The sequence below is a fragment of the Methylobacterium sp. Leaf399 genome, from assembly GCF_001424525.1.
Lineage (GTDB): Bacteria > Pseudomonadota > Alphaproteobacteria > Rhizobiales > Beijerinckiaceae > Methylobacterium.
The window spans coordinates 53298-78475 of sequence record NZ_LMQK01000007.1 but is presented as its reverse complement, the minus strand read 5'-3'; the positions used below and the strand labels follow the sequence as shown (position 1 = coordinate 78475).

At 65.5% G+C, this 25178-nt stretch carries 23 protein-coding genes and 1 pseudogene; 18 read left to right on the top strand and 6 right to left on the bottom strand.

Going from position 1 to position 25178, the window contains the following annotated elements; all coding sequences use genetic code 11:
• The first annotated feature begins 39 nt into the window (after positions 1-39).
• Entirely contained in the window at positions 40-1191 is a 1152-nt protein-coding gene (locus tag ASG40_RS07175; protein WP_055882976.1) for a TDT family transporter, read from the top strand.
• Between the two features lie 26 nt (positions 1192-1217).
• Here ASG40_RS07175 and ASG40_RS07170 read toward each other — a convergent pair whose 3' ends face one another.
• From ASG40_RS07170 to ASG40_RS07155, 4 genes are all read right to left on the bottom strand, one after another.
• Positions 1218-2315, bottom strand: a complete 1098-nt coding sequence (locus ASG40_RS07170) for a YeiH family protein (RefSeq protein WP_055882974.1) — start codon at positions 2313-2315, stop codon at positions 1218-1220.
• Positions 2316-2462: 147 nt separating this feature from the next.
• Positions 2463-3101 (bottom strand): 2,3-bisphosphoglycerate-dependent phosphoglycerate mutase, encoded by a 639-nt coding sequence (locus ASG40_RS07165; protein WP_055882972.1) that lies wholly within the window; start codon positions 3099-3101, stop codon positions 2463-2465.
• Positions 3102-3363: 262 nt separating this feature from the next.
• A complete protein-coding gene (gene tnpC, locus ASG40_RS07160) occupies positions 3364-4644 on the bottom strand; it encodes an IS66 family transposase (RefSeq protein WP_055882970.1) in 1281 nt (426 codons plus the stop codon).
• A 208-nt stretch (positions 4645-4852) separates the two neighbouring features.
• Positions 4853-5551 (bottom strand): pentapeptide repeat-containing protein, encoded by a 699-nt coding sequence (locus tag ASG40_RS07155; protein WP_443136591.1) that lies wholly within the window; start codon positions 5549-5551, stop codon positions 4853-4855.
• A gap of 351 nt (positions 5552-5902) precedes the next feature.
• Here ASG40_RS07155 and ASG40_RS07150 point away from each other — a divergent pair, with 351 nt between their 5' ends.
• The 14 genes and pseudogenes from ASG40_RS07150 to ASG40_RS20350 all read left to right on the top strand — a co-directional run bounded on the left by ASG40_RS07150 (position 5903) and on the right by ASG40_RS20350 (position 19793).
• A complete protein-coding gene (locus ASG40_RS07150; RefSeq protein ID WP_082494692.1) occupies positions 5903-6451 on the top strand; it encodes an RNA polymerase sigma factor in 549 nt (182 codons plus the stop codon).
• Positions 6448-7158 carry a hypothetical protein gene (locus tag ASG40_RS07145; protein WP_055882963.1) on the top strand — a complete coding sequence of 237 codons (711 nt, stop codon included), beginning with the start codon at positions 6448-6450 and terminating at the stop codon, positions 7156-7158. Before ASG40_RS07150 ends, ASG40_RS07145 begins: the two co-directional genes overlap by 4 nt.
• A 124-nt stretch (positions 7159-7282) precedes the next feature.
• Entirely contained in the window at positions 7283-8632 is a 1350-nt protein-coding gene (locus tag ASG40_RS07140) for a sulfite oxidase (RefSeq protein WP_055882960.1), read from the top strand.
• The gene (locus ASG40_RS07135) at positions 8629-9012 is read left to right on the top strand and encodes a hypothetical protein (RefSeq protein ID WP_055882958.1); all 384 of its coding nucleotides are present in this window, start codon (positions 8629-8631) and stop codon (positions 9010-9012) included. Before ASG40_RS07140 ends, ASG40_RS07135 begins: the two co-directional genes overlap by 4 nt.
• An 86-nt stretch (positions 9013-9098) precedes the next feature.
• The gene (gene copM / locus ASG40_RS07130; protein WP_443136590.1) at positions 9099-9560 is read left to right on the top strand and encodes a CopM family metallochaperone; all 462 of its coding nucleotides are present in this window, start codon (positions 9099-9101) and stop codon (positions 9558-9560) included.
• A complete protein-coding gene (locus ASG40_RS07125) occupies positions 9557-10996 on the top strand; it encodes a YncE family protein (RefSeq protein WP_055882954.1) in 1440 nt (479 codons plus the stop codon). The genes copM (ASG40_RS07130) and ASG40_RS07125 overlap by 4 nt, the downstream gene beginning before the upstream one ends.
• 658 nt (positions 10997-11654) lie before the next feature.
• Positions 11655-12749, top strand: a pseudogene (locus tag ASG40_RS07120) (acyltransferase family protein).
• A 127-nt stretch (positions 12750-12876) separates the two neighbouring features.
• Complete coding sequence (locus tag ASG40_RS07115; RefSeq protein WP_055882951.1) at positions 12877-13092, top strand: heavy-metal-associated domain-containing protein; 216 nt, start codon at positions 12877-12879, stop codon at positions 13090-13092.
• 93 nt (positions 13093-13185) lie between these two features.
• Positions 13186-13668 (top strand): hypothetical protein, encoded by a 483-nt coding sequence (locus ASG40_RS07110; protein WP_055882949.1) that lies wholly within the window; start codon positions 13186-13188, stop codon positions 13666-13668.
• A 90-nt stretch (positions 13669-13758) separates the two neighbouring features.
• Positions 13759-15492, top strand: a complete 1734-nt coding sequence (locus ASG40_RS07105) for an HlyD family efflux transporter periplasmic adaptor subunit (RefSeq protein ID WP_055882947.1) — start codon at positions 13759-13761, stop codon at positions 15490-15492.
• A gap of 3 nt (positions 15493-15495) precedes the next feature.
• Positions 15496-18642 (top strand): efflux RND transporter permease subunit, encoded by a 3147-nt coding sequence (locus ASG40_RS07100; RefSeq protein WP_055882945.1) that lies wholly within the window; start codon positions 15496-15498, stop codon positions 18640-18642.
• Positions 18643-18673: 31 nt separating this feature from the next.
• Positions 18674-19039, top strand: coding sequence for a hypothetical protein (locus ASG40_RS07095; protein ID WP_055883025.1), 366 nt, complete (start codon positions 18674-18676; stop codon positions 19037-19039).
• Between the two features lie 38 nt (positions 19040-19077).
• On the top strand, positions 19078-19512 hold the full coding sequence (gene copM, locus ASG40_RS07090; protein ID WP_082494691.1) for a CopM family metallochaperone: 435 nt from the start codon (positions 19078-19080) through the stop codon (positions 19510-19512).
• A 98-nt stretch (positions 19513-19610) separates the two neighbouring features.
• A complete protein-coding gene (locus ASG40_RS20350) occupies positions 19611-19793 on the top strand; it encodes a hypothetical protein (RefSeq protein WP_082494690.1) in 183 nt (60 codons plus the stop codon).
• Positions 19794-19836: 43 nt separating this feature from the next.
• Here ASG40_RS20350 and cueR read toward each other — a convergent pair whose 3' ends face one another.
• On the bottom strand, positions 19837-20310 hold the full coding sequence (gene cueR / locus ASG40_RS07080) for a Cu(I)-responsive transcriptional regulator (RefSeq protein WP_055882940.1): 474 nt from the start codon (positions 20308-20310) through the stop codon (positions 19837-19839).
• 186 nt (positions 20311-20496) lie between these two features.
• Here cueR and ASG40_RS07075 point away from each other — a divergent pair, with 186 nt between their 5' ends.
• Together ASG40_RS07075 and ASG40_RS07070 are read left to right on the top strand one after the other, a co-directional pair.
• Positions 20497-21207: a MauE/DoxX family redox-associated membrane protein gene (locus ASG40_RS07075; protein ID WP_055883021.1), complete on the top strand. Its 711-nt coding sequence runs from the start codon at positions 20497-20499 to the stop codon at positions 21205-21207.
• Positions 21208-22346: 1139 nt separating this feature from the next.
• Positions 22347-23345 carry an ArdC family protein gene (locus ASG40_RS07070; protein ID WP_055882937.1) on the top strand — a complete coding sequence of 333 codons (999 nt, stop codon included), beginning with the start codon at positions 22347-22349 and terminating at the stop codon, positions 23343-23345.
• Positions 23346-23942: 597 nt separating this feature from the next.
• On the opposite strand, the gene ASG40_RS21095 is transcribed toward ASG40_RS07070, so the two are convergent.
• Entirely contained in the window at positions 23943-24230 is a 288-nt protein-coding gene (locus ASG40_RS21095; protein WP_156387611.1) for a hypothetical protein, read from the bottom strand.
• A 174-nt stretch (positions 24231-24404) separates the two neighbouring features.
• Here ASG40_RS21095 and ASG40_RS21090 point away from each other — a divergent pair, with 174 nt between their 5' ends.
• Entirely contained in the window at positions 24405-25049 is a 645-nt protein-coding gene (locus ASG40_RS21090) for a hypothetical protein (RefSeq protein WP_156387610.1), read from the top strand.
• Positions 25050-25178 lie beyond the last annotated feature (129 nt).

Genomic DNA, 25178 nt, shown 5'->3' with positions numbered 1-25178 from the left:
GAGCCAGTGCGTTGACCCTCCGAAGCCCGAGAGCGCCCCGTGTCGGAATCCAGTCTGCTGGCGATCAGCACAGGCCTGAAGCCGCTCTCTCGCCTCCAGCATCCGCGGGACGTGATCCGGCAATTCACGCCGAACTGGTTCACCGTGGTGATGGGCACTGGCGTGGTCGCCTTGGCCCTCGACCGTCTGCCGGCGACGCATGCCCTGCTGGCCCCTGTCCCGCTCGGGCTCTGGCTCGCCTCCGTCGTGCTCTTCGCCACCTTCTGCCTAGTCTACGGCGCGCGTTGGATCTTCTACTTCGATGGCGCCCGACGGATCTTCGGACACTCGACGGTGTCGATGTTCTTCGGGGCGATCCCGATGGCACTTGCGACGCTGCTGAACGGGCTACTGATATTCGGTCCACCGTATCTCGGCGCCGAGACCGTCCGCATCGCCCTGCCTCTGTGGTGGTTCGACGTGGCGCTCGCTCTGATCTGTGCTGTCGCGATCCCCTACCTGATGTTCACCCGCCAGGAGCACCGCATCGACCAGATGACGGCCGTCTGGCTGCTGCCAGTGGTGACAGCCGAGGTCGTCGCCGTCTCCGGTGGCCTGCTCGCTCCAGCCTTGAATGGCGAGAGCCAACAACTCGCCGTCATCGTCACGAGCTTTGTGCTCTGGGGCGTCTCGGTCCCGCTGGCGCTGAGCATCCTGGCGATCCTGGTGCTGCGCATGGCGCTGCACAACTTGCCACCGCGGGAGATGGCCGCATCGAGCTGGCTCTCCCTCGGTCCGCTCGGAACCGGGGCGCTCGGCCTGCTCGTGCTGGGGCAGGCCGGTGGCCCGATCCTCGCGGCGGACGGTTTTGCCGGAGCTCCGGACATCCTCAGGATCGTGGGCCTCATCGGCGCACTGATTCTCTGGGGCTATGGGGCCTGGTGGTTCCTGCTCTCGCTCGCCGTCACCGTGCGCTACCTGCGCGCCGGCGTTCCGTTCAACCTCGGCTGGTGGGGCTACATCTTCCCGCTCGGCGTCTATGCCCTGGCAACCCTGCGGATCGGCGAAGTGACGGCACTCAGCGGGTTCGCCTGGCTCGGAGCGGGCCTCGTCGGCCTGCTGACCCTACTCTGGCTGATCGTGTCCGTGCGCACGTTGCGCGGGGCCTATCGCGGGGAGCTCTTCGTCTCGCCCTGCCTCGCCGGGGCCTGACCGGGCCTCGGGCGCATCCGATCGGTTCAAGCGAGGCCCAGCACGCGGATTAGACCGAGGCTGACGGCGCCGAGTGCGACGAGCGAGGCGACCACCGCCAGGGTCACCCGCGCCCCGGCCTTGGCGACGCTGCGCACATCGACCCCGAGGCCGAGCGCCGCCATCGAGACCACGGTGAGCAGATTGGCGGTCTCCGACATCGGCGCGAGCGCGACCTGCGGAACCAGCCCGGCCGAGCGAAGGCCCGCGAGCGCAAGAAAGGCGAGGATGAACCACGGCACCAGGCGGTGAATCGCGAGGCTGCCGCGGGCCGGGCGGTCGCCGGCGGTGACGCCGGGGGCGGCCTCGTCGGTTTCCTCGCGCAGCCGGCTCGCACCGAGCGAGAGCATCAGGACGACCGGGCCTAGCATCAGCACCCGGACGAGCTTCACCAGGGTTCCGACCTGGACGCTGAGCGCCGCGACCGGCGCGGTGGCGGCGAGGACCTGCGGAACAGCGTAGACGGTGAGGCCGGCGAGCACGCCGTACTGCATCGGCGACAGACCGAGCAGCGGCACCAGCAGCGGCAGGCCGAGCACCACCAGCACGCCCAGCACCGCGGTGAAGGCGATGGAGGCGGCGACGTCCTCGCCGTCGGCGCCGATCACCGGTGCCGTGGCCGCGATCGCCGAGTTGCCGCAGATCGAGTTTCCGCATGCGACGAGGATTGCCATGCGCGGATGCAGCCCGAGTGCCCGGCCGATGCCATAGCTCGACAGGATCGCGACCACGACGACGCCCGCGATGCCGAAAAGTAGACCCGGTCCGGCGGCGAGGATCGTCGCGAGGCTGAGCGACGCGCCGAGTAGTACGACCGCGATCTCCAGCACGGTCTTGGCCCCGAAGGCGATGCCGGGAAAGAAACGCTGCGACGGGGTCCAGGCGGTGCGGATCGCGCTCCCGAGCAGGATCGCCAGCACCAAGGCTTCAAGCCAGGCACGACCGAACAGTTGCGTCTCGACGGCCTCGAAGCCGATCGCTGCGGCGGTGACCGCCACGCAGAGGCCCAGTCCCGGAAGGATAGCTCTCGTGCCGGCCAAGGCACGCGTCGAACGAGAGTGGGAGAAAAGTCTGGGCGCGGACATGGATGGCTCCGATGTGATGCCGGAAAATCCCATGTCCCTTTCATTCAATCCAACGGAATGATTAGATGCTTCCCATCAACGGAATAGATGAAATGAGGACCCCTTCAGAGTTTGCCGAGACCCATTGTGGGGGGCCGACAGGCGGATTCACCCGTCGATCCAGCGGGCCTTGATCGTCGTGTCCGCAGCAAGCTCATAGATCCTGACGGAACCCGTCGCGAGTTCGAGGTGCTCGACCTCCGCGGGGCTCAGGTCTTCAAGCGCCATGACAAGCGCCCGCAGGCAATTGCCGTGGGCGACGACGAGCACGTCTCCGCCCATAACCGCCGGCAGGATGGTTCGGAGGTAGCATGGGACGATGCGGGCGACGGTATCGCGCAGGCTCTCACCGTTCGGCGGCGCCTCGGCGTAGGAGCGGCGCCAGGTCTCGATCCGCTCCGCCCCCCAGCGCGCATCGGCGGCGATCTTGTCGAGCCCGCTGAGGTCGCCGTAGTCTCGCTCGTCGAGCGCGGCGAAGCGTTGGGGGACCAATCCGGGTTGCCCGAGCGCATCGAGGATGAGCCGGCCGCTCACGACGGCCCGCGTCAGCGTCGAGGTGAAGGCTGCGGAAAAGCGCCAGCTGCGCTCGGCCAAACGCCGCCCGGCTGCCTCGGCTTCCATCCGGCCCTGCTCGGTCAAGGGCGAATCCAGCAATCCCGTGAACAGGCCGGATCGGTTGGCTACGCTCTGGCCATGCCGGACCAGCACGAGATGTCGCGTGACCGGGGCTTTGCAATCGTGAATCACGCTGTCTCCCGAAGCAGAGCACTTTCGCGCCGGTCGCATCGCCTCTGATGAAGTCGGCATCCGGCTTTAACGAACTTCGACCATGCGATGGGTTGGACCGTCCATCCGGAGACGGCGGGTCATCCTAGGTCCGCTTAAGAACGTCTTGCGACTGAAAGCAGCCAAGCTGCTTCCCACCCAACCCAGTCGTAAAGCGGAGGGTCAGGACACGATCCTTCCTCGCCGTAGAACCCGTAATTACCCACCCCCGCGATGATAGGGTTCAGGCGCCGACGGTCTTGAGGATGGTGCCGAACGGGCTGGCGCCGGTGAGGCGCGCGGTATCGACGACGGTGCGGATATCGGCCTCACCCTCGGCCGCCCACATCGCGCGGTAGCCGTTGGTCATCTTCCGCTGGATCACGGACGGGCGCAGCAGCCGCTCGCTGCCATTGTTTGTCGGCTCGACCGCGCCGGGATGGGCGAGGAAGACGAGCAGCTGATGGCGAGCCCGGCCGATCTTGGCTTGCAGGTCGCGGGTCAGGTCGCAGCTACTTCGTGTGCCCAGGATGGCGCCGAGTTGCCGATCCAAGGTCCGACGCTTGGCCGTCAGGGTCGAGATCGCGAAGTCGGTGACGTGCTCGGCCAGGGTGAATACGGATCGCAACCAGAGCTGCAGTCGCCAGGGTACGGGATCATCGCTGGTCTCGACGGCGTAGGCGACGTCGCGGGCGAGATGGGCAAGGCAGGTCTGGTGCGCGGCGGCATGGCCCTGCTGAGCCGTGTAGCGGTCCGAGATCCACACCGCCGGCCGATGCCCGTCCATCATCTCCCGCACCACGACGCCCCCCCGCGTTGGCGAGGTCGTGTGCACCACGGCTTGGGTCGAATGGAACACCCAGTGAAAGGCGTTGCTGCCCTCGATGCGCACGCCGGTCTCGTCCGAGGCGACCACCGTGGCTTGGCGCAGGGTCGAGACGGCCTCGTCGCGACCGGAGCGGAAGCACTTCTGCGCGCGCTGGAGCAGGTTCATCAGCCCACCCTGGCTGAGCGTGAGCCCGAACAGGTCGGAGAGCGCCGCCTGCAACCGCTCGTAGGAAAGCGCCTGGAAGGTCTTGAGATACGTCGCCACCGCATGCAGTCGCGGGCCGAAGGGCGTGCCGCGCGCCGCCGCCGGAACCGGTGCGATCACGCGCGCCCCGCAGGTCGGGCACTGCACCGCCAGCCGTTGATGCTGGGTGACGACCGGTGCGACTTCCGGCAGCTCGATCCGCTCGGACACGCTGACGACCTCGGCGGGAAGGTCCCCGTGCAGTCCGCCGCCGCAGCACGCGCAGCGATCAGGGCGATGCGCGACGACGCCATCGGGATCCTCGCTCATCACGCGGCTGTGGCCCTCGTGGCCAGGCTTCGCCCCGCCGGGTTTGGCCTGCTCGCGCCGCTCCTTGCGATCCGTCGCGGGCGGCTTCGAAGACGTGCGTGAGGTCTTCTCCGGGCGCTGCATCCGCAGCACCAGCTCGATCAGCTCCTCACGGCTCAGCCGTTCAAGATCGCTTCGGCCCATCCCACGAAGAAATCAGCGAAATCCAACCTGCGCAAGGGGGTGGGTAATTACTAGAACCCCGTTCGCACAGTCCTTAAAGGCGGATATTCGCCAGCTGGGCGTTATGGAACCGGACGAATGAGACTTTTGCCAGTTCGGCTACACCGCCAATGTTTCTTAAAGACTGATTTTCACCTACGGCCTGCATAGTGAGAGTGCTGGAACTTGATCAATTGGTCTTGTCGGTGATGGCGCGGTCGGCGTTGACCAGGGCGGACCAGCCCTTGGCGCTGTCCTGGCCCTTAAGGGACTGAAGCCGCGCACCGCTGACCTCGACGTTCTTGAAGTCAGCACCGGTCACGGTCGCGCCCGTCAGGTTCGCGCCGGAGAGGTCCGAGCCCATCAGCACCACGTCGGTCAGGTCGGCGTTTGTAAGGTTGGCGTATTCCAAGCGCGAGCGCCCGAGGTTGGCGCCCTTCAAATTAGCGCCCGACAGGTTCACGGAGACGAACACCGCCCGCATCAGGCCCATCGATTGGTTCTTGATGTCAGCGCCGCCCTTGAGGTCGACCAGCGAAGCGCCGCTCATATTGGCGCCCCTGAAATCGCCGATGGGCATGGACCGGCTGAGATCCGCCCCACTGAGGTTCGCCTCGCGGGCAGTGATGCCGAACATTTTTGCGCCGACGAGCTTGGCCCCCGAGAGGTCGGCCTTGATGAACCACGCCTGTTCGAGGTTCGTTCCGCTGAGGTCCGCTCCACGCAGGTTCGCCTTGATGAGGCGCGCTGTCCGTAGGTTTGCGCCCTTGAGGTTAAGGCCAGACAAGTCGAGGCCGGCGAGGGCCTTGTCGGAGAGGTCGATAGGTTTGCCGGCGGATTTTGCGATCAGAGCCTCGATGTCAGCCCGGGTCATTTCGGCCTGGGTCATCGCGGGCGTGTTAATGTTGGCCCCCAACAGCAGGTCCTGCTCGGCAGAGGCTGTTGCCGCCGCAACGCTCCATGCCAGCAGTGCCACAGGAAGGATGCGTATCAGTTCACTCCCGAATAGCTGGCTGAGCCTGTCAAAGATCGGGTCGTCGCCAGCCTATTTCTTGCTTCCGCCATGATAGCTGAAAGTGTGTGAAGCATGTCGGTATTTTAGGTTTCCAAAATCATTCGGTCGAGAAAACCAAGCATGCGTAGGCGGTTCTCCCTCCGACTGAGCCACATCGTGCAGACAGTGTTCCTTATATGCCTGCGGTTTGTTAGGCTGCTCGCCTGAAGGGATTATCGGGACGCAATGGCGAACAGGCGGGACACGAACGAGCCTACCGCCCCTGCTCAAGGTGCTACGGCTGGTTCGATCGCTGTTGGTGCACACGACCTTCTGCCAGCGCTTATGCCTGCACTTCGCTCTTTCGTGCGCCGCTTCATGCGCGATGCAGACGAGGCCGGCGACGTGGCTCAGGATGCAGCGGTGCGGGCGTTGACGGCAAGGCACGTCCCGACGAATAGCCAGGCTTACCGGGTATGGCTGTACAGGATCGCGCGCAACGCTGCCGTCGACGCGCATCGGCGCCGCGCTGCGACGCTTGTACCGGTCGAGGTGGAGGGGGTTGATCCCTGGCTCATTGACCACCGTCTCGTGACAGACTTATCGGTGCGCCAGAGCTTGATGCGGATCTCCCCTGACCATCGCCGCGTCCTTCTGCTCGTCGACGTTGAGGAACTCAGCTACTCCGAGGCAGGCCGTCGGCTCGGCGTTCCGACGGGGACCGTGATGAGTCGCGTCGCCCGAGCGCGGACCGCCTTGCTGCGCACCATCGAGCAAGACGAGGCCGCCCGATGATCGAGAGCGACGAGAAAGGCAGCGAGCGGGATCGAGAGGAACTCAGCGCCCTCATTGACGGGGAACTTGCGCCCGAGCGCCTCGCCGCGGTCGCGGCCTGGATCGCAGAGGACAATGAAGCGGCACGCGCCTTCGCGACGTTAGCCGCCCTCAAGGCCCGAACGACGGCGACACTGCGTACTAACGACCTCCCGTCTCCCCGCCGGTCGGGACGCGAAGTTCGAACGTTTGTGGCGCTCGCTCTGGTCGCGGTACTCGGCGCGTCTCTCGTGCTTGCGCTCTCGACCCGCGAGGCTCCGAAGGACGGCGGCTCCCGACTTCAGTCGATTGCACAGACCCAATCGGGCCTACACACGGCGGAGCTGCAGATCCCGAACCTGGATGCCGCTAACCTCAGACTGGAGCGCGTAAGCTTCGCCTCCGACACTCGACCGACCCGGGCCGACGCCTTCTACATCGGCGAACGCGGCTGCCGCGTCCGCCTTACGATTACCGAACGCGGCGCGCCGGAGGACGCCGTGCCGGCAACGTCCCAGGTCGCGCGATGGACGGTCGGGGACTTCGCCTACCGGCTCACCGGCGAGCAGCTGGACACAGAGCGGTTCGCCGCGACGGTAGCGCTTGCCGAGGCTGGCAGTCGCAGCCCCGGATCGGTGATGGTCGCCAGTGCGTCGGACCCGCTGATGGGCCGTCCTTGTCTCGGCTGAACCTTTGTTTCGCGCGGCAGGGAATAAAACGGCGGTCCCGACCTGTCTGAACATTCGACGCCACCAGAGCACGACGGCCGCCGGGCCGATCACGCCGGAGTCCTGTCGGAGAGGAACGCCAGCCATGAGCACGCAAGGCCGTATCGAACGCTCGCTCGACGAACTGTACCGGGACGATCCCGAGCGGGCGGACGCGCTAGTGCATGGCCGCCGCACCGGCGCGAGCCGCCGCGGCTTCCTGAACGGAGCGGGGCTCGCCGCCATGAGCGCTACGGTCGGCGCCGCCATCCCATTCGCGGGCAACCTGCCGGCTGGACTCGTTCCTGCGGCGCACGCGCAAGGCGCCGCACCCGCCCCTGCTGCGAAGGGTCCGCAGCCTCTGGATTTCCCCGGCAAGGACAAAGGCCTTGTTGTGCTCGGCGACCGCCCGCTGGTCGCCGAGACGCCTGAGCACTTGCTCGACGACGAAACAACGCCGACACCGAAGTTCTTCATCCGCACCAACGGCCAGATCCCGGAAGCGGCGGCCGATGCCGAGGGCTGGCGCTTCACCGTCGACGGTGAGGTGAACCAGCGACTCGATCTCTCGCTCGGCGAGCTGAAGAGCCGCTTTACGCCCAAGACCTACCGCATGGTGCTCGAATGCGGCGGCAACGGCCGCTCGTTCTTCCAGCCGCAGGCGCGTGGCAACCCCTGGACCAACGGCGGCGCCGGCTGCGCCGAGTGGACCGGCGTCCCCCTTGCTGACCTGCTGAAAGCCGCGGGCCTGAAGGACACGGCGAAATACACCGCCCATTACGGGGCGGACCCGCACCTTTCGGGCGATGCCACCAAGGAGTCGTTGTCGCGCGGCATGCCGATCGCCAAGGCGATGGAGCAGCACGGGCTCGTCGTTTTCGCCATGAACGGTGAGCCGTTGTCCAACATCCACGGCGGCCCCTTGCGACTCGTAGTGCCGGGCTGGCCGGCCTCGCTCTCGCACAAGTGGCTGAAGCGGATCACGATCCGCGACCGCGAGCACGATGGACAGGGCATGACCGGCACGGCCTACCGGGTGCCGAACAAGCCCATGGTGCCGGGCGGCAAGGCCGACGAGAAGGATTTTCGCATCCTCGAATCGATGCCGGTGCGATCGATCGTGACCGCCCCCGCCAACGGCGCCCGGCTGCCCTCCGGCAGCCGTGAGATCACCATGCGCGGTGCGGCCTGGGCCGGGGACCTCACCGTTTCACGCGTCGACGTGTCGACCGACTTTGGCGCGACCTGGATCCCGACCCAACTCGCGCCGACCCGCAACCGCTACGATTGGAGCCGGTGGAGCGTGAGTGTGCCGCTTCCGTCGGATGGCTATTACGAGCTTTGGGTGCGTGCGACCGACAGCGCGGGAAGGGCGCAGCCCCACGTAGCAGCGAACTGGAACCCGCAAGGGTACGGGGGCAATGCCCTGCACCGCGTCGCGGTGCTCGTCGGATGAGGCGCCTCGGCATCGTGCGTCTCATCTCCGGCTTTGGCGCCGTCCTGATCGGAACCACCTTTGCTCTGACAATAGGGAGCCGGGCGCAGGAACCGACCGTCCCCCTCAGGGATCAGGTGGTGGAGGACCTGCCTGCGCATCCGGGCCGCGAGGAAACCTTCGGGCTCTGCACGGCCTGCCACGCCTACCGGCTGGTCTCGAACCAGGGCATGAGCCGGGAGCGCTGGGACGAGACCCTGACTTGGATGACCGAGCGTCAGAACATGCCTGACATCCAGGGCACCGAACGGGCCTTGATCCTGGACTATCTGGCAACCGCCCATCCGCCCAAGGCGCCGTCGCGCACGGGCGGGTTCCAGAACCCGTTCGCCCCGCAATAACGACCCTCGGTTCGTGCGAATTGCGTTCCGTTGGCAGCGGGTCGCTCGCGTCGTCGTGGGCAGCATCACAAGAAACGAGAAACCATATGACTCGTCTGGCAGTGCCCTTGATAGTGGCTGGAATGTCGCTTGGCGGCATCGCTCTCGGATACGGAGCCGCACTCAGCCAAGCGGAACCGGCCCACCGTCACACCGCGCAGCCGCCCGATAGTGGCTTTGACGCTCTAATGGCGCGGTCCATGGAGCGGATGCACGCCGACATGGCGGTCCCGCCCTCGGGCGATCCAGACCGCGATTTCGCCGCGATGATGATCCCCCACCACCAGGGTGCGATCGACATGGCGAAGGCGCAGCTCATCCACGGACGCGATCCTGTCCTGCTACGCCTCGCACAAGGGATTATTGTCGAGCAGGGCCAGGAGATCGAGGTCATGCGCCGCGCGCTGGCGGATCGAGTCCCGGCCGCCGGCACCCTGCCGTCGGCACCTGTCCCTCACCCCCATCATCACGGCGCCGCGCCGATGCCGGCGCAAGGAACCATCCGATGAAGGCCGTCTTCCCGCTCGTCACCCTCGTCCTGCTCCTGTCTGGGCCAGCGCTTGCCGGCCAGGCCCCAGGGCCAGCCGCATCGCCAGACATCCCAGTCAGCGCCCGCGACCGGTTCTACAGCTCGGACCAGTTCTCCAACACCGTCTCGGTCGTGAACCCAGCCACCAACACGCTGCTCGGCGTTATCCGCCTGGGAGACATCACGCCAGCGAACCTCAGTCCACTTTATCGCGGCCAGCTGCTGGTCCACGGCATGGGCGTCTCGCCCGATTCCAAGACCTTGCTTGCTGTCTCAATCGGCTCGAACTCAGTCAGCTTCATCGACACGGCGACCAACGCGGTACGGCAGACGACCTATGTCGGCCGCTCGCCCCACGAGGCCTTCTTCACGCCTGACGGTCGAGAGGTTTGGGTCAGCATCCGCGGCGAGGATTACATCGCGGTCCTCGACGCAGCCACTGGCAAGGAGACGGCGCGGATCACAGTGCCGAACGGTCCTGGCATGACGATCTTCTCGCCTGACGGGCGTTACGGTTACGTCTGCTCCAGTTTCAGCCCCGAGACTGTCGTCATTGACGTGAAGTCCCGCACGATCGCCGGGCGGGTCAAGCAGGAGAGCCCGTTCTGTCCCGACATAGCCGCGACGCCGGATGGCGCCCAAGTCTGGCTGACCCTGAAGGACGTTGGCCGCACGATGGTTTTTGATGCCAAGCCGCCCTTCGCGTTGATCAGAACCATCGAGACCGGGCCGCTTACCAACCACGTCAACTTCGCGCGCACCAAAGCCGGCCAGTTCGCCTACGTCACTATCGGCGGGCTCAACCAAGTGAAGGTGTTCCGCACCGATGATTTCTCGCCTGTAGCCACGATCCCGACCGGCGCGTTACCGCATGGCCTCTGGCCCTCAGGTGATGGCTCGCGCATCTATGTCGGTCTGGAGAACGCCGATCAGGCGGCCGTGATCGACACTGCCTCGAACACAGTGATTGCCACCATTCCTATCGGACAAGGGCCGCAGGGCGTCGTCTACGTCCCGAATGCGGTGCCGGTTGGCGAAGGTATGCAGAACTTGCAGCCGCTAGGAGAAGCGGGCAAGTCGAACTCGCTCACGCTCAGCGGGGCTGATGGCAAACCAGAGACGCAAGTCACGCTGTTCGACCAGGGCGTGCTCCAGACGCTTCAGGCTGCCGTGACGGGACTGCCTCCGAAGAAGCCGTTCGTATTGGCGCTGTCGACCGATCCGAAAGGCTCCGGTGCCATCGAGCCTCTCGCAGCTTTCATGACGAACCCCGCTGGTGCGGCGGTCGTCAACGCGATCGGCCCGATCAGGCAAGTGACGCAAGGCGCGCCAGAGGCGGCACGGCGTTACCTCGTGATCGTCGAAGGTAGGCCGGGCGAGACCGGCTCGCCAGTTCAGCTGCAGAAAGCTCCATAATGGACGAGCGGCTTTATCAGCCGCAGTCGAGGCCTACGTCTCAACAGGGCTTGCCCTTGTGGAACGCTCCACGCCTCGCCGATAGACTACTTCGACGCGGGCGCCATCGGAGCATAAGAAAGGTATGCTGAACGTCTCAGAATTCATTGGAACGGCCGTAGCTTGCAAAAGCTGAGTAGCATCTGCTTTCCCTGCAACACGCTCATCCGCGTCTGTTCTATCAGGCTGCCTAGAAGCGGACGCTCTGAAGGTCCGACAGGGGTTGAAAGCTGTCGTACGAACTTCCCAAGTTGATGAGTTCGGACACTAAAGGCTTCCAAGGTGGCGTGAAAATGGGACGCGAAAATCCCGCAATGAGGCCTGAAAAGACCGAATCAGGCCACGTGAAACGGCCCCAAAACAGCTGCTCCCCCAGGGAAACTGACCTACCATGAAATCCGGGCGCGCCTCGGCGCAGGCCTCCTAGCTGATGGCCCATTCCCCGCGCGATGGAGGGTATTCGCGAAGCCGACGGGTTCGGCGAAAGCCGTTCCGGTTCAGGCTTCGTGCATCGCCTTTACCGGTCGTTCGGCATGTTCGGAATGGCGCAGCAGGGGCCAGGGCGGCATTAAGGACGACCAGCTACAGTTTCGCCCCACGTCAATGTGAAAGGGGGATCATGGCGGCGACCGTCACGACACGGCTCCTCGATGCCGAGGCCTCGGCGCACCTCGCCTGGGTCGACGTCGCCAAGGGCATCTGCATCCTGCTCGTCGTCATGATGCACTCGACGCTCGGCACCGGCGCGGCCATGGGGGGAGAGGGCTTCCTGCATGCGGTCGTGGCCTTCGCCACGCCCTTCCGCATCCCGGCTTTCTTCCTTCTTTCCGGGCTTTTCCTCGGTCGGGTGATCGACCGGGACTGGCGACGCTACGCCGACCTCCGCGTCGTGCACTTCGCGTACTTCTATTCGCTTTGGGTCGTCATCCAATCGGCCGCGAAATACGGCTAGGTTGTCGACGGCTCAGGACCCGGGGCGTTCCTTACCCACCTCGCCTCGGCGTTGGTCGAGCCCTATTCGACGCTCTGGTTCATCTACCTGCTGGCGGTGTTCTCGGTGGTCACGAAGCTGCTGCGTGAAGTGCCGAGGGCTCTCCTTCTTCTGGTGGCCGCCCTCATCCAGATCGTGCCGGTGGCGACCTCGTCCCTCCTCGTTGAGGAGTTCTGCGACCGCTATGTCTGGTTCGTGATCGGCTTCCTCTTCGCGGGCCAGATCCTCGCATTCGCCCATATCGCCCAGCGTCATCCCGTCCCTGCGCTCGCCGGCCTGGCGCTTTGGGCTGCCATCGACGGCGCCCTTGCCTTGATGCCATCAGGTTCCGCTTCATTCCCGACGCTCGCGGCATTGCCTGTCCTGAGGCTGGCGCTGGGCGGAGCGGGTGCCCTTGCGGTCGTCGCGACGGCCAGCCTGCTCACGCGTATCGGCGGTCCTCTCACCGATGCGCTGCGGCTATTCGGCGAGCGTTCGATGGTGATCTACCTGGCCTTCTTCTTGCCGATGGCTGCCACCCGCGCGGTTCTGGTGAAGACCGGCATCCTCCCGGATGTCGGCTGGGTCAGCCTCATGGTGACGGTCGTGGCGGCGACAACGCCCCTTGTCCTGGAACGCCTGATCCGCCCCACACCTTTCGCTTTCCTGTTCAGGCGTCCTCGCACCTTCCACATCGTGCGCCATAGCCCGACTTCATCGGGCTCGGTCCTGCGGGCCGCGTAGCGCCAAGGGCTTGGGCTCGCAGGAACCGGCTCGGAGCGAAGCTCAAACGTTTCCTACGGCGTCCCTTGACCTTCCCACGGTGGGAAGCCCCACATGCCTGTGACGCCACTCGAAACGGAGAGCCGTCATGATCCCGATCAACGTCACCAAGATGCATTGTGGAGGCTGCGCCAACGCGGTCACGCGCGCCGTCCAGGGGATTGATCCAGCGGCTCGCGTGGAGTTCGACTTGAAGTCCGGTTCGGTGTCGGTCACGCCGGGCGTGGCCATCGCGGCTGAACGCTTCGCGGATGCCATCCGCGCTGCCGGCTTCGGTGCGGAAACCGTATCCCGTGCGGTCTGATCGGTTCCGAAGGGGAAACCATATTGTCGCTCGATCATTCACGATGACGGAACGGCCGTTTCTCTCATCCCTGATCCGGTGTAAGCGAACCTCATGAGACCCGACCGGCAACTCTGGCGCCTGATGGCGGCGATGATCGTGATGATCGTCGTCTACGCCGCGCCGACTGCCGTTCAGGCCCATGAGGGCCATGCCCATCACGGTCCTCACCATGCCGTGGTGGAACAAAAGCAGGTCGCTCCGCCGGCCGTCGTAAAGGCAGCGGACGGCAAGACGTTCGCGTCCATGCCATCCACCCTTCATGAACCGACGCAGTGGGTCGCCGATCTCCAGGGTTTGACGACCGAGCGGGTTGCCTCGCTGCGAACGGCACAAGACGGCATGGGAAGCTGCCCGGGCGACGCCGGCGTTCCGTGTTGCGGGAAGAAGGCCTGCTGCTCACCGGGGATCTTGTCCGGGCCAGCCGAGCTGCCAATCATCCCTTTCCGGCAGTCCTCGGTCAGCCCTGGCGACATGAACGGTCGCCTCGGCGCGGGTCCCGGAGCCCTGCCCGAGCCCCCTCGAACCCTCGCGTAACGAACGGCGCGCCCTAGGCGCGCAACGGTCGGATTCCGTCCGCTAACCGCGGATGTGCGTCCGGTGTTCGAACGTGAGGATGCCCCTTCCATGTCAACCCGATTTGCGGCCGCCCTCGTGGCGATGCTGCTGGCTGCCGTCTCTCTGGCAGGTCCCGCTCGCGCCCATGAGGGTCACGACCACGGTGCGCCGCCCCCGCCTGTGTCGAAGTCCATCGCCCCACGCGGCGAGGCGCTCTCCGACGCCTTCGAACTGACCGCGGTCCCGCGCGACGGGAGGCTGACGTTCCATCTCGACCGTTTTCGGACGAACGAGCCGGTGCGCGGCGCGGTCATCGAGGTCGAGACGCCGGAGGGTGCACGCACCGCCTCCGTGACGGCGGAGGACGCCTACGTGCTGCCCGCGCCCTGGATGGCGAAGGCCGGGACCTACGATCTGCTCGTGACGGTGACGGCAGCGGACGTGGTGGACGTTCTCACCGTCCCGGTGAACGTGCCCGATGCGAAGGGTCCCACGCCAGGCGCCGCTCCGTCACAAGCAACGTCGACCCAGACTGCGCTGACCACCGCCTCCGCTGCCGTCACCGGCCTCAAGGACCGCCTCGTTGCGAAGGATCCCATCCTGGTGGCGACGGCGGCCGGGGCCTTCCTGTTGGGGATCCTCGTCTCCGTGGCGGCGCGCGGCCGACGCACCGTGCCGGCCGTCGCCCTCACCGCCATCGCCATCGCCCTGACCCTGGGCACGGCAGCCTTCGCCCATGGCGACGAGGACCATGGCGCGCCCGTCCAGGGCTCCGCCCTGATCGCACCCTCCCAGGCCGCGACCGATCTCGCGCAGCGGCTTCCCGATGGTTCGGTCTTCGTCCCGAAGCCGACCCAGCGCCTGCTCGTCTTGCGCACCACCATGACGGAAGCGGCCACCTTCCGGCGCACGGTCGAGCTGCCGGGTCGCGTCATTCCCGATCCGAACGCCAGCGGCGTCGTGCAGTCGTCGGTCGGCGGCCGCGTCTCGCCGCCCCCCTCGGGCCTATTCCCACGGCTCGGCACGACGGTGAAGAAGGGAGACGTGCTCGCGTACGTCACCCAGCCGGTGCAGGCCGTCGACGTCTCCGACATGCGCCAGCGCCAGGGTGAACTCGACCAGCAGATCGGCATCGTCGAGCGTCGGGTCGACCGCTTCAGGAAGCTCTCGGTCACGGGGGCGGTGGCCCAGACCCAACTTGACGACGCGCAGTCGGAGCTGACCGGCCTGCGCGACCGCAGGGCGGCCCTGGACAAGGTTCGACTCCAACCGGAAGCCCTGATCGCGCCGGTCGACGGCATCGTGGCTCAGGCCTCCGCGGTATCGGGGCAGATGGCGAGCCCCGGCGCCATGATCTTTCAGATCATCGATCCGGCCCGCCTGTGGGTCGAGGCGCTGAGCTTCGACGCCCTCACGGCCGCCCAGGACGCCACCGCCAGCCTCGCGGACGGCCGCAGCCTCAACCTCACCTATCAGGGCTCGGGCTTCGCCGACCGCAATCAGGCCATCCCCGTCCAGTTCGCGGTCCAGGGCGATACGTCCGGCCTGCGGGTCGGGCAGTTCGTGACCGTGCTTGCGGCCACCGACAGCGAGCTGACGGGACTGGCCCTGCCGCGCGCCAGCGTCGTGCGCTCCGGCAACGGGCAGGACATCGTCTACGAGCACACGACGGCGGAGCGCTTCGAGGCCCGGCCCGTCCGCATCGAGCCGCTCGACGGGACCCGGGTGCTGGTCGCCGAGGGCGTCGGGCCGGGTAAGCGCATCGTCACGCTCGGCGCCGAACTCCTCGATCAGGTGCGCTGAGCCATGTTCACCTTCCTCGTCACGCAGTCCCTGCGCAATCGCCTGCTTGTGCTCGCCATCGCGGCCGTGCTGATCCTCTACGGCGCCTTCACGGTCACGAAGCTGCCGGTCGACGTCTTCCCGGACCTGAACAAGCCGACGGTCACCATCATGACCGAGGCCGAGGGGCTGGCCCCGCCCGAGGTGGAGCAGCTCGTCACCTATCCCATCGAGACCCGCATGAACGGCCTGCCGGGCGTCTCGCGCGTGCGCTCGGTCTCGGGTGTCGGCCTGTCCATCGTCTACGTCGAGTTCGACTGGGGCACGGACATCTACCGCAACCGGCAGCAGGTCGGCGAACGCCTGTCCCTGGTCCGGGAGCAGCTCCCGCCCAACACGACCCCGCAGATGGGGCCGGTCTCCTCGATCATGGGGCAGATCCTGCTGGTGGCGATGACCAGCGACAAGGCCTCGCCGATGGAGGTGCGCGAGGCGGCGGACTTCATACTGCGACCCCGGTTGCTCACCATCCCGGGCGTCGCGCAGGTCATCCCGATGGGCGGCGAGGTCCGCCAGTTCCGGGTCAGCCCGAACCCGGCCGCGATGCGGGCGCTCGGGGTCACGAACGCCCAGTTGGAAGGGGCACTCGCGCAGTTCGGCACCAACGCCGGCGGCGGCTTCACCGACCAGTATTCCCGCGAGTACCTGATCCGGAACATCGGCCGGACCATGAGCCTCGACGACCTGCGCAGCGTCGTCGTCGCCACCGCGGGCGCGGCGCCGGTCCATCTGCGCCAGGTCGCGGAGGTGTCGTTCGCCGCAAAGGTGAAGCGAGGCGACAGCGGCTACATGGGCAAGCCGGCGGTCATCGTCTCGGTCGAGAAGCAGCCCGACGTCGACACGGTCAAACTCACCCGGGAGATCGAGCGGGCGCTGAAGGAGGTCACCGTCACCCTGCCCGGCGGCATCAAGGCCGACCAGATCCTGTTCCGCCAGGCGAACTTCATCGAATCGTCGATCCGGAACGTCCAGACGGTCTTGGTGGAAGCCATCGTCGTCGTGGCCATCGTGCTGTTCGCGTTCCTGCTGAACGTCCGCACGACGGCGATCTCGCTGACCGCGATCCCGGTCTCGATCCTGACCACGGCCGTGGTCTTCCACTTCCTCGGCCTATCCATCAACACGATGACGCTGGGCGGGCTGGCCATCGCCATCGGCGAGCTCGTCGACGACGCCGTGGTCGACGTCGAGAACATCTTCCGTCGCCTTCGGGAGAACCGGGCGGCCGGGTCCCCGCACTCGGTCTTCGATGTGGTCGTCGCCGCGTCGAACGAGGTCCGCTCCGGCATCGTCTACGCGACGCTGATCATCGTGCTGGTGTTCGTGCCGCTGTTCGCGCTGTCCGGCATCGAGGGGAGGCTCTTCGCGCCGCTCGGGCAAGCCTACATCATCTCGATTCTGGCGAGCCTCCTGGTCTCGGTCACCCTGACGCCGGTGATGGCCTACTACCTGCTGCCGGGCCTGAAGAGCCTCGACCATCGCGAAAGCTGGTTCATCCGGGGGCTCAAGCGCGGCAACGCGGCCCTGCTCGCCGTCGCCTTCCGCCATCAGCGCCTGTTGATGGGCAGTGTCGCCGTGGCGGTCATCGCCGCCGGTGTCACCGTCTGGCAGCTTCCGCGAGCCTTCCTGCCCCCGTTCAATGAGGGCTCCTTCACGGTCAACATGACCTTCAACCCGGGAATCTCGCTTTCCGAGAGCAACCGGGTCGGCCTGATCGCGGAACGCCTGCTCCTGCAGATCTCCGAGGTCTCGGCCGTCGGTCGACGTACCGGCCGGGCCGAGCTCGACGAGCATGCCGAGGGCGTCCACTCCTCCGACCTTGAGATCAACCTGAAGGATGGGGGACGTCCCAAGGAGGCGCTGGTCGCCGACATCCGGGCTCGCCTCGCCGTCCTGCCCGTTACCACCAACGTCGGTCAGCCGATCTCGCACCGCCTCGACCACATGCTCTCGGGCGTCCGCGCCGAGATCGCCCTCAAGATCTTCGGCGAGAACCTCGACGCCCTGCGCCGCATCGCCAACGATCTTCGGGACCGGATGGCCAAGATCCCAGGGCTGGCCGACCTGCAGGTCGAGAAGCAGGTTCGCATCCCCCACCTCGAGATCCGCGTCGATTACACCCGCGCCGCCCTCTACGGCGTCCAGCCGGCGGCGGTCGTCGAGCAGCTGAGCCGCCTGTCGAACGGGCGCGTCGTCTCGACGGTCGTCGACGGCTACCGCCGGTTCGACGTGGTCGTGCGCCTGTCCGAGAGGCAGCGCACCACGCAGGGCTTGGGCGACCTCCTGGTAGAGACCCCCTCGGGCTGGGTGCCGGCCCGCCAGATCGCCGACATCCGCGAGACGGACGGCCCGAACCAGATTCTGCGAGAGAACGCCCGCCGGCGCCTGGTGGTCCAGGCCAACACCAACGGCGAGAGCGACATGGCGTCCATCGTGGACGCCATCCGCGGGGTCGTGGCGGAGGCAAAGCTGCCGCCGGGCTTCTTCACGAGCCTGGAGGGCACATTCCAGGCCCAGGAGGAGGCAAGCCGCACCATCGGCGCGCTGTCGCTGCTGTCCCTCGCGATGGTCTTCGCCATCCTCTACAGCCGCTACCGCTCGGGCGTGCTGGCGCTCATCATCATGGGCAACGTGCCGCTCGCCCTCATCGGCAGCGTCGCCGCGCTCTGGTTGGTGGGGCAACCGCTGTCGGTCGCCTCCATGATCGGCTTCATCACGCTGACCGGCATCGCCGCGCGCAACGGCATCCTCAAGATCAGCCACTACCTCAACCTGTCGCTTCACGAGGGCGTACCCTTCGGGCGCGAGCTTGTCGTGCGCGGCAGCCTGGAGCGTCTGACGCCGGTGCTGACGACGGCGCTCTCGGCGGGCGTCGCGCTGGTGCCGCTGCTGATCGATGCCGACACCCCCGGCAAGGAGATCCTGCACCCGGTCGCGGTGACGATCTTCGGTGGGCTGATCAGCGCCACGCTGCTCGACACGTTCCTGACCCCCGTCCTGTTCCTTCGATACGGCGCCAAGCCGTTGGAGCACCTGCGCGCCGCGCAAGGCGAGACCCCCGACACGCCTCGTCCGGATGGCGCCAAGCCGCGTCCGGTCGAGTCGTTCTGAGCCATCCCACCCCCGAAAACGGAGAGACCCGATAATTTCCTGGAGAATGGCCCTGGTCGCGAGCGCGCTGGCCGCCCTGCCGGTCTGCGCGCACGAGGTGTCCGGCCAGCACGGTGGACGCGTGGCGGACGCGGGCAAGTTCCACGTCGAGCTCGTCGCCAAGGGCGAGACCGTCGACGTCTTCGTCTCGGACGGTAGTCAGAAGCCAGTGCCGGCGACCGGCTTCAAGGGCACGGCCATCCTGGTCGTCGGCGGCAAGCCCGCCCGGGTCCCGCTCCAACCCGCCGAGGGCAACCGCCTCTCCGGCAAGGCTTCCGTAGCGCTGGGCGAGAGCCCGAAGGGCGCCGTTCAGCTCACCGGCCCGGACGGCACGACCGCCAACGGCAAGTTCAACTGACCCCTCCGTAAACCTCCATTCGAAGAAGGACACGCACCATGACCTCCACGGCCACCAGGACCTTGTTCGCCGCCCTCGTTTCGCTCGGGCTCGCCGGATCGGCCGCCGCCCAGGGCACGCACTCCCATGGCGGACACGAGATGCCGGGCGACCCTAAGGCGTCGCATGACACCGACATGATGAAGATGATCACCGACATGAAGCCGGACCCGAAGGACCCTGCCTCGACCAAGGACTTCAAGGCCGCCGACATGGCGATGATGCACGACATGCACGTGCCCTACACAGGCAATCCCGACGTCGATTTCCGGACCCACATGATCCCGCACCACAAGGGCGCGGTCGAGATGTCCAAGGTGGCCCTGAAGCACGCCAAGGACCCGGCCACGAAGCAGATGGCCCAGAAGATCATTGACGATCAAGAGAAGGAAATCGCCGAGATGGAGGCCTGGCTGAAGAAGAACCGGAAGTAACCTTTGCTGGCTTGTTGCCGAACGCCTCCGCATTCCGCGCCCCCGAAGCCAAAGACCGGCCGCTACCTGGCCGGTCCGGCCCCCCTCAGGAGAACACCATGAAGCGCCTTGCACTCACCACCGCCACGCTCCTCGTCCTCTCCCTCACCCCGGCCCTGGCGGCTGGTTGCTGCGGCAAGGGCGGTAAGGGGATGTGCGCCAAGTCGACGTCGTCGATGTCGATGAAGAGCAACAAGAAGGGCTGCTGCTGCGATAAGATGGCCAAGAAGATGGAGATGTAGGGCTGCCCTCTCGCGCTGGGCACCGGGCTGATCCAGCCCCGTCTCAGTGCCCGGCGCGGGCTCTCCTGCGCGGTCCCGGAGGTTCCGGTGCCGCCAGGGCGGCGCCCGCATGGCTGGCCGGGACGTTCTCTCCTGTCTCCAGGCTGGCGATGATCGGGCAATCCGGTCGACCGTCCCCGTCGCAGGCATCCGCGAGGGAGCGCAGGGCCTCCGCCATCTCCTGTAGCTGGCGCGCCCGACCTTCGAGCTCCTGGATGTGGGCCTTGGCGATGGCCTTCACCTCGGCGTTGCTCCGCTCGGGGTCGCTCCAGAGCCCAAGCAGCACCTTGATGCGCTCCAGCGAGAAGCCGAGGTCGCGCGCGTGCCGGATGAACCTGAAGCGGTGCAGGTCGGCGGTCCCATAATCGCGGTAGCCGCTGTCCCGCCGGTCGGCCTGGGGGACGAGGCCGATAGCCTCGTAATGCCGGATCATCTTGGCCGAGACCCCGGAGGCCTGGGCCGCCTGACCGATGTTCATGACCGTGCGCTTTCACCTGTTGACCCTCCCATGATGGGAAGGTCCAGAACGGTTCGCAAGCTCATTTGAACGAGAGGTTCAACGATGTCTGGATACGCTCACGCCCACGGATCGGCCCAAGCCCGCGATGATGGCCAAGGCACGCCGGCCATCGCCGCCGCGGGCCGTAAGGCTGTCCTCTACCGCATGGTCATGCCGCAGCATGTCTGCCCCTATGGCACCAAGGCCAAGGACCTTCTCGAACGCCAGGGCTACTCCGTCGAGGACCGCTGGTTGCGCACGCGCGAGGAAACTGACGCCTTCAAGGCCGAGCATGGCGTGCGGACCACGCCGCAGACCTTCATCGCAGGCGAGCGCGTCGGAGGGTACGACGACCTGCGCCGCCATTTTGGCAAGCACGTCGCGGACGCGAACGCGGTGACCTACATGCCGGTCATCGCGCTCTTCGCCATGACCGCCTTGATGGCGCTGGCGGCGAGCTACGCCGTGTACGGAACGCCCCTGACGGTGCGCGCGGCCGAGTGGTTCATCGGCTTCAGCATGTGCGTGCTCGCGCTCCTGAAGCTGCAGGACGTGGAGAGCTTCTCCTCGATGTTCCTTGGCTATGACCTGCTGGCGCAGCGCTGGGTCCGGTACGCCTACGCCTACCCCTTCTGCGAGGCGTTGGCCGGAGTCCTGATGGTGGCGGGCGCGCTGAACTGGCTGTCCATTCCCGTGGCGCTCTTCATCGGCACGGTCGGCGCCGTCTCGGTGTTCAAGGCGGTCTACGTCGACGGGCGGGACATCAAGTGCGCCTGCGTCGGCGGATCGAGCAAGGTGCCGCTCGGCTTCGTCTCGTTGACCGAGAACGTGATGATGGTCGCCATGGCGCTGTGGATGCTCGTGGCGTCTCACTGATCTTTTCGCGAAACGGCTGCTTTGCTAGGTTTCCGCCCGAGAGCAGACGGGCTTAAATCCACCCACCTCGGTCGAACGGGACGGTTCTCCAAATCTCTCATAAGCGGACTCCCATAAGGGCCGCTGAAGGTCACAAGTTAGCTTTAAGACTTTCCGACTGCGTGCTGACTTGAAGCTCTGCCATCAGGCACGTAGAGGCTACCATGACTACCTTGGCGCATAACCTTTGGGCGAGCGATCAGCCCTCAACCGCTCCCTCTGATGCAACGGTATTACACAAAGCTTACCCGCCAAAGGTAAGAGTCAGCTCCCTATGAGCCCCGGACGTCACCGCTATCCAGGCGGCGGGGAGAACCCCGGGTAGAACGCCGAAGGGCATCGGCAAAAAGTGAACCTGCCGAACGGAAGGTTAACAGGACAGAGGGAATGGGTCGCCCCAAACCTCTGAAACGACCCCGACGTCCGCAGATCGAGCAGATGGGGTCCGTTTGCGTTGTCCGCCTCGCGGCGGGAAGCGGTACGTAAAGGCCGACAGCACAACCCCGGCCTCCCTCTTACCAGGTTGTACGTCGATCTGACGGTTGACCGAAGGCGTGGCTCCGAGATCCGGACCCGAGCTCTGCGGCTCAGCTAGGCTTCGCCGGTCGCCCGGCAAAGCTTTGCCTCCAGCAAGACGGCCTCCCTCCAACGTTCACCAAGATCCTGGGCAGAACAGGGCACAGGCCCGGCGCCCCCGCATAGCCGCGATCTGCAGCCCCCAGCGAGGTGGTGCGGACGCTGGCCCCGGCCCAGTGGCAGGAAGGCCGCCAAGCGCCCGCCCCATAGACCCGGAATGAAACGCCGGGAAACAGTGTGCATCGTCTCCCACTGCTCCTGCCAGCGCCTGCCACACCAGCCCAAAACCACCCACGACACCCCTTCCGCAACTGCTGGCCGGTTCGGACCAGGCTAAGTGTTTGAAACTAGAGCGGTCGGGTCGACCGAATGCTGGCCGGATGACCGCTACTCTGGCCGCCGCGAGCTGTCGCTCAGCCCCCCGCGCACCGCCGCCCACTTGCTGTGCGGTTCACCTCACCGATCCGGGAAACCTGCTCACGAGGCCGCCCCTTCGTCGCGGCCGCAACGGAGCTCACCCGGCCATGCCCGCCGATCTACACGAGCGCGTCACCGCCACCATCCTGCAGCAGCTCGACACCGCCGACCCCGCCACGTGGACCCCACCCTGGCACGGCGCCGACCCGCTCCCGCGCAACGCGCTCACGGGCAAGCGCTACCGCGGACTCAACATCCTGGCGCTTTGGTGCGCGGCGCAAGCCGACGGCTACACCGACGCCCGCTGGGCAACCTACCGCCAGTGGGCCGCCCTCGGCGCGCAGGTTCGTCGCGGCGAGCGCGGCACTCTGATCCTGTTCTACAAGGACCTGCCGACCGGCGCCCGAACAGACACAACGCACGGGACCAGCGCAGACAGCGACACGACCACAGCCCGCTTCGTCGCCCGCGCCTCGACCGTGTTCAACATCGCCCAAGTCGACGCCGCGCCCCAAGCGACCGCCCCGACAGGACTACCGCCCACCCCGCAACCCACCTACGACACCTTCGTCACGGCCACGGGCGCCATCATCCACACTGGCGGTACCCGCGCCTGTTACACCCCGGCCACCGACACGATCCGGATGCCGCCCCGTAATGCCTTCCGCACACCGGAAGGCTACGCCGGCACCCTCGCGCACGAACTCGTGCACTGGACGGGCGCTCCCCACCGCCTCGCCCGTGACCTGACGGGCCGCTTCAAACGCCGCGCCTACGCCGCCGAGGAGCTGATTGCCGAACTCGGCGCCGCCTTCGTGCTGGCCGACCTCGGGCTCGCGCGCACCCCCCACCCGGACCACGCCGCCTACCTCGCGTCCTGGCTCCCGCTGCTGACGGCCAACTCGCGCGCGCTGGCGACAGCCGCCGCGGCCGGCTCACGTGCCGCCGACTACCTCACCGCCTTGCAAACACAAGTCGAACCCATCTCGTCAACCGCTGCGAGCAGAGACGAACGCGGCCCCACCGAGTTCAAGTCCACTACCGCTGGACCACCTGGAAGCACTCCCTCCGGCGCCGGTGTCGACATGTACGTGAGCGTGGCATGAGCGCCGTGCCACCAGTCTCACGCCGCGTGCTCGCGGCACTGTGCCCGAACGCGAGCTGGGCTGGACGGGCCCGCGAGACCAGCACACCGGTGACACACGCTTTCGTGCGCCTCGACACCGCGCTCGATGCTCATCTCGCTGCACTTGCTGCCATCGATCGTATCGAGGAAGCCGTGGCAACAGCCTACGGCTATCCCCGCGTACCCCTACTAGGTGAGGATGCGCCACCCGACTACGCGGCCGACGTGACGACAATTCAGCGGCGCCTCGGCTCCAGTCCTGTCCCCCGTCACCTCATTACGGAGTTGCGCCGCCGGCAGGCGGCGTTCGCGCACGCGGCTAAATCGGCAGGTCTCGATGCGGCGCAGGCACAAGGAGCGAACACAGCGCACGACGACCTTGCACTTAAGCCCACGATATCAATCGCGTCTGGTGAGACGACTGCAGCCAACGAACGTGCTTTTTACTATCTAAGTCTCCGCAAAGTACGCATTAGACCAATGTATTGTAGAATGGAATTATTCCATGAGATAAGGCCTTCTTAATTCTAAAAAAATATTGACAATAGTCATGCCATAAAATCAGCGCACAGGCATATTAACGACGAGTAGCCAGCATCAAGCTGTCTCGATATTTCTTTTGCATGCCTCTGTGAATCTCGGTCCCAATATCGCCAACAACATCTTCGATTTCGCTTCGCGTAAAATTATCGCCAAAGTCATCTATAAGATCTTTGACTAATTCTATAATGCGCGAATCTTCTGGATTATATTCTTGATCTGGTTCAGTTAGTGGGTGAACTTTATCCAAGATCCATCCCGAAACCTTCGCTTCAATATCAATAGCCCGCGACATTTTTTGGTACACTCGATTGGTAAAAGCCAAAGCGGCTTCGGAAGCACTCTAGTTCCCATCCGTGCAGTTGAGCAACTCCAATCAGGAGTTCGCACCGTCTAATCTCTCCGTGAAGAGCTGCATCGCTCTCAAATCACGACCCCGCTCAATATCGGCAGAAGTGCGCCCCCGCGACCGGCTCACCGCACCGCAAGGAGTTCAATCATGCCGAACACGACCCACCTTAAAGGCCTTTCACCCTTCTACGGAGGCGTGGGTGGGCACTTTCGCGTTCCCCCGTACTTGCCACCCCTCCTCGACTCAGAGCTAGAACAAAGTAGAAATAGAGATATCCAGCGATCCTTCAAGTGCTCGATCGAAAAACGAAGCACTCGGCTGTTGCATAGCCTAGACCGCGATCTCGTCCAATTCGTCGAACGACTGACCTGTGACAGGGCGGCTGCTGGCGTTTTGTCTATTTCACTTCTTGCTTATCGCATCCTAGCTCGTTGCAAGCTACTCGCAGATGCGCATGTCGTATCCTCGGAACCCGATGATGACTTCGAAGCTCTTTTTCACACGATACGCTGCGGAGCAAATGAAAATCAAGACTGGATTAACTTAGAAACATGTATGGGAATTATTGTTATTGAGACTAATAACGCTATGCTGCAACAGCATTTTGCTGAAATCTGGAACGTGCTTCAGCCGTTCATGCGGGCGCAGACGCCGCAGCACTGGCTAGCACTTTTTTTCTGCGCTTGGCGGACGCCGTGCGATGACTGGCCGCCATTCAAATGCTGGAGCTACGTCAAATACGCACGCCGAATTCGCAACCAGGTAGCCGTATCGTATAAAATAGACAGATAGCAGAAGTAACATTCTAAATCGCCAATATGCGGGAAGTCCTAATATATCGTTGCCGACAAACACGAGGTGACGACAATGAGTAATGACCAGCGCGGCGCAATGTCTATCGAAGGCTTTTGTGCGTGGGCA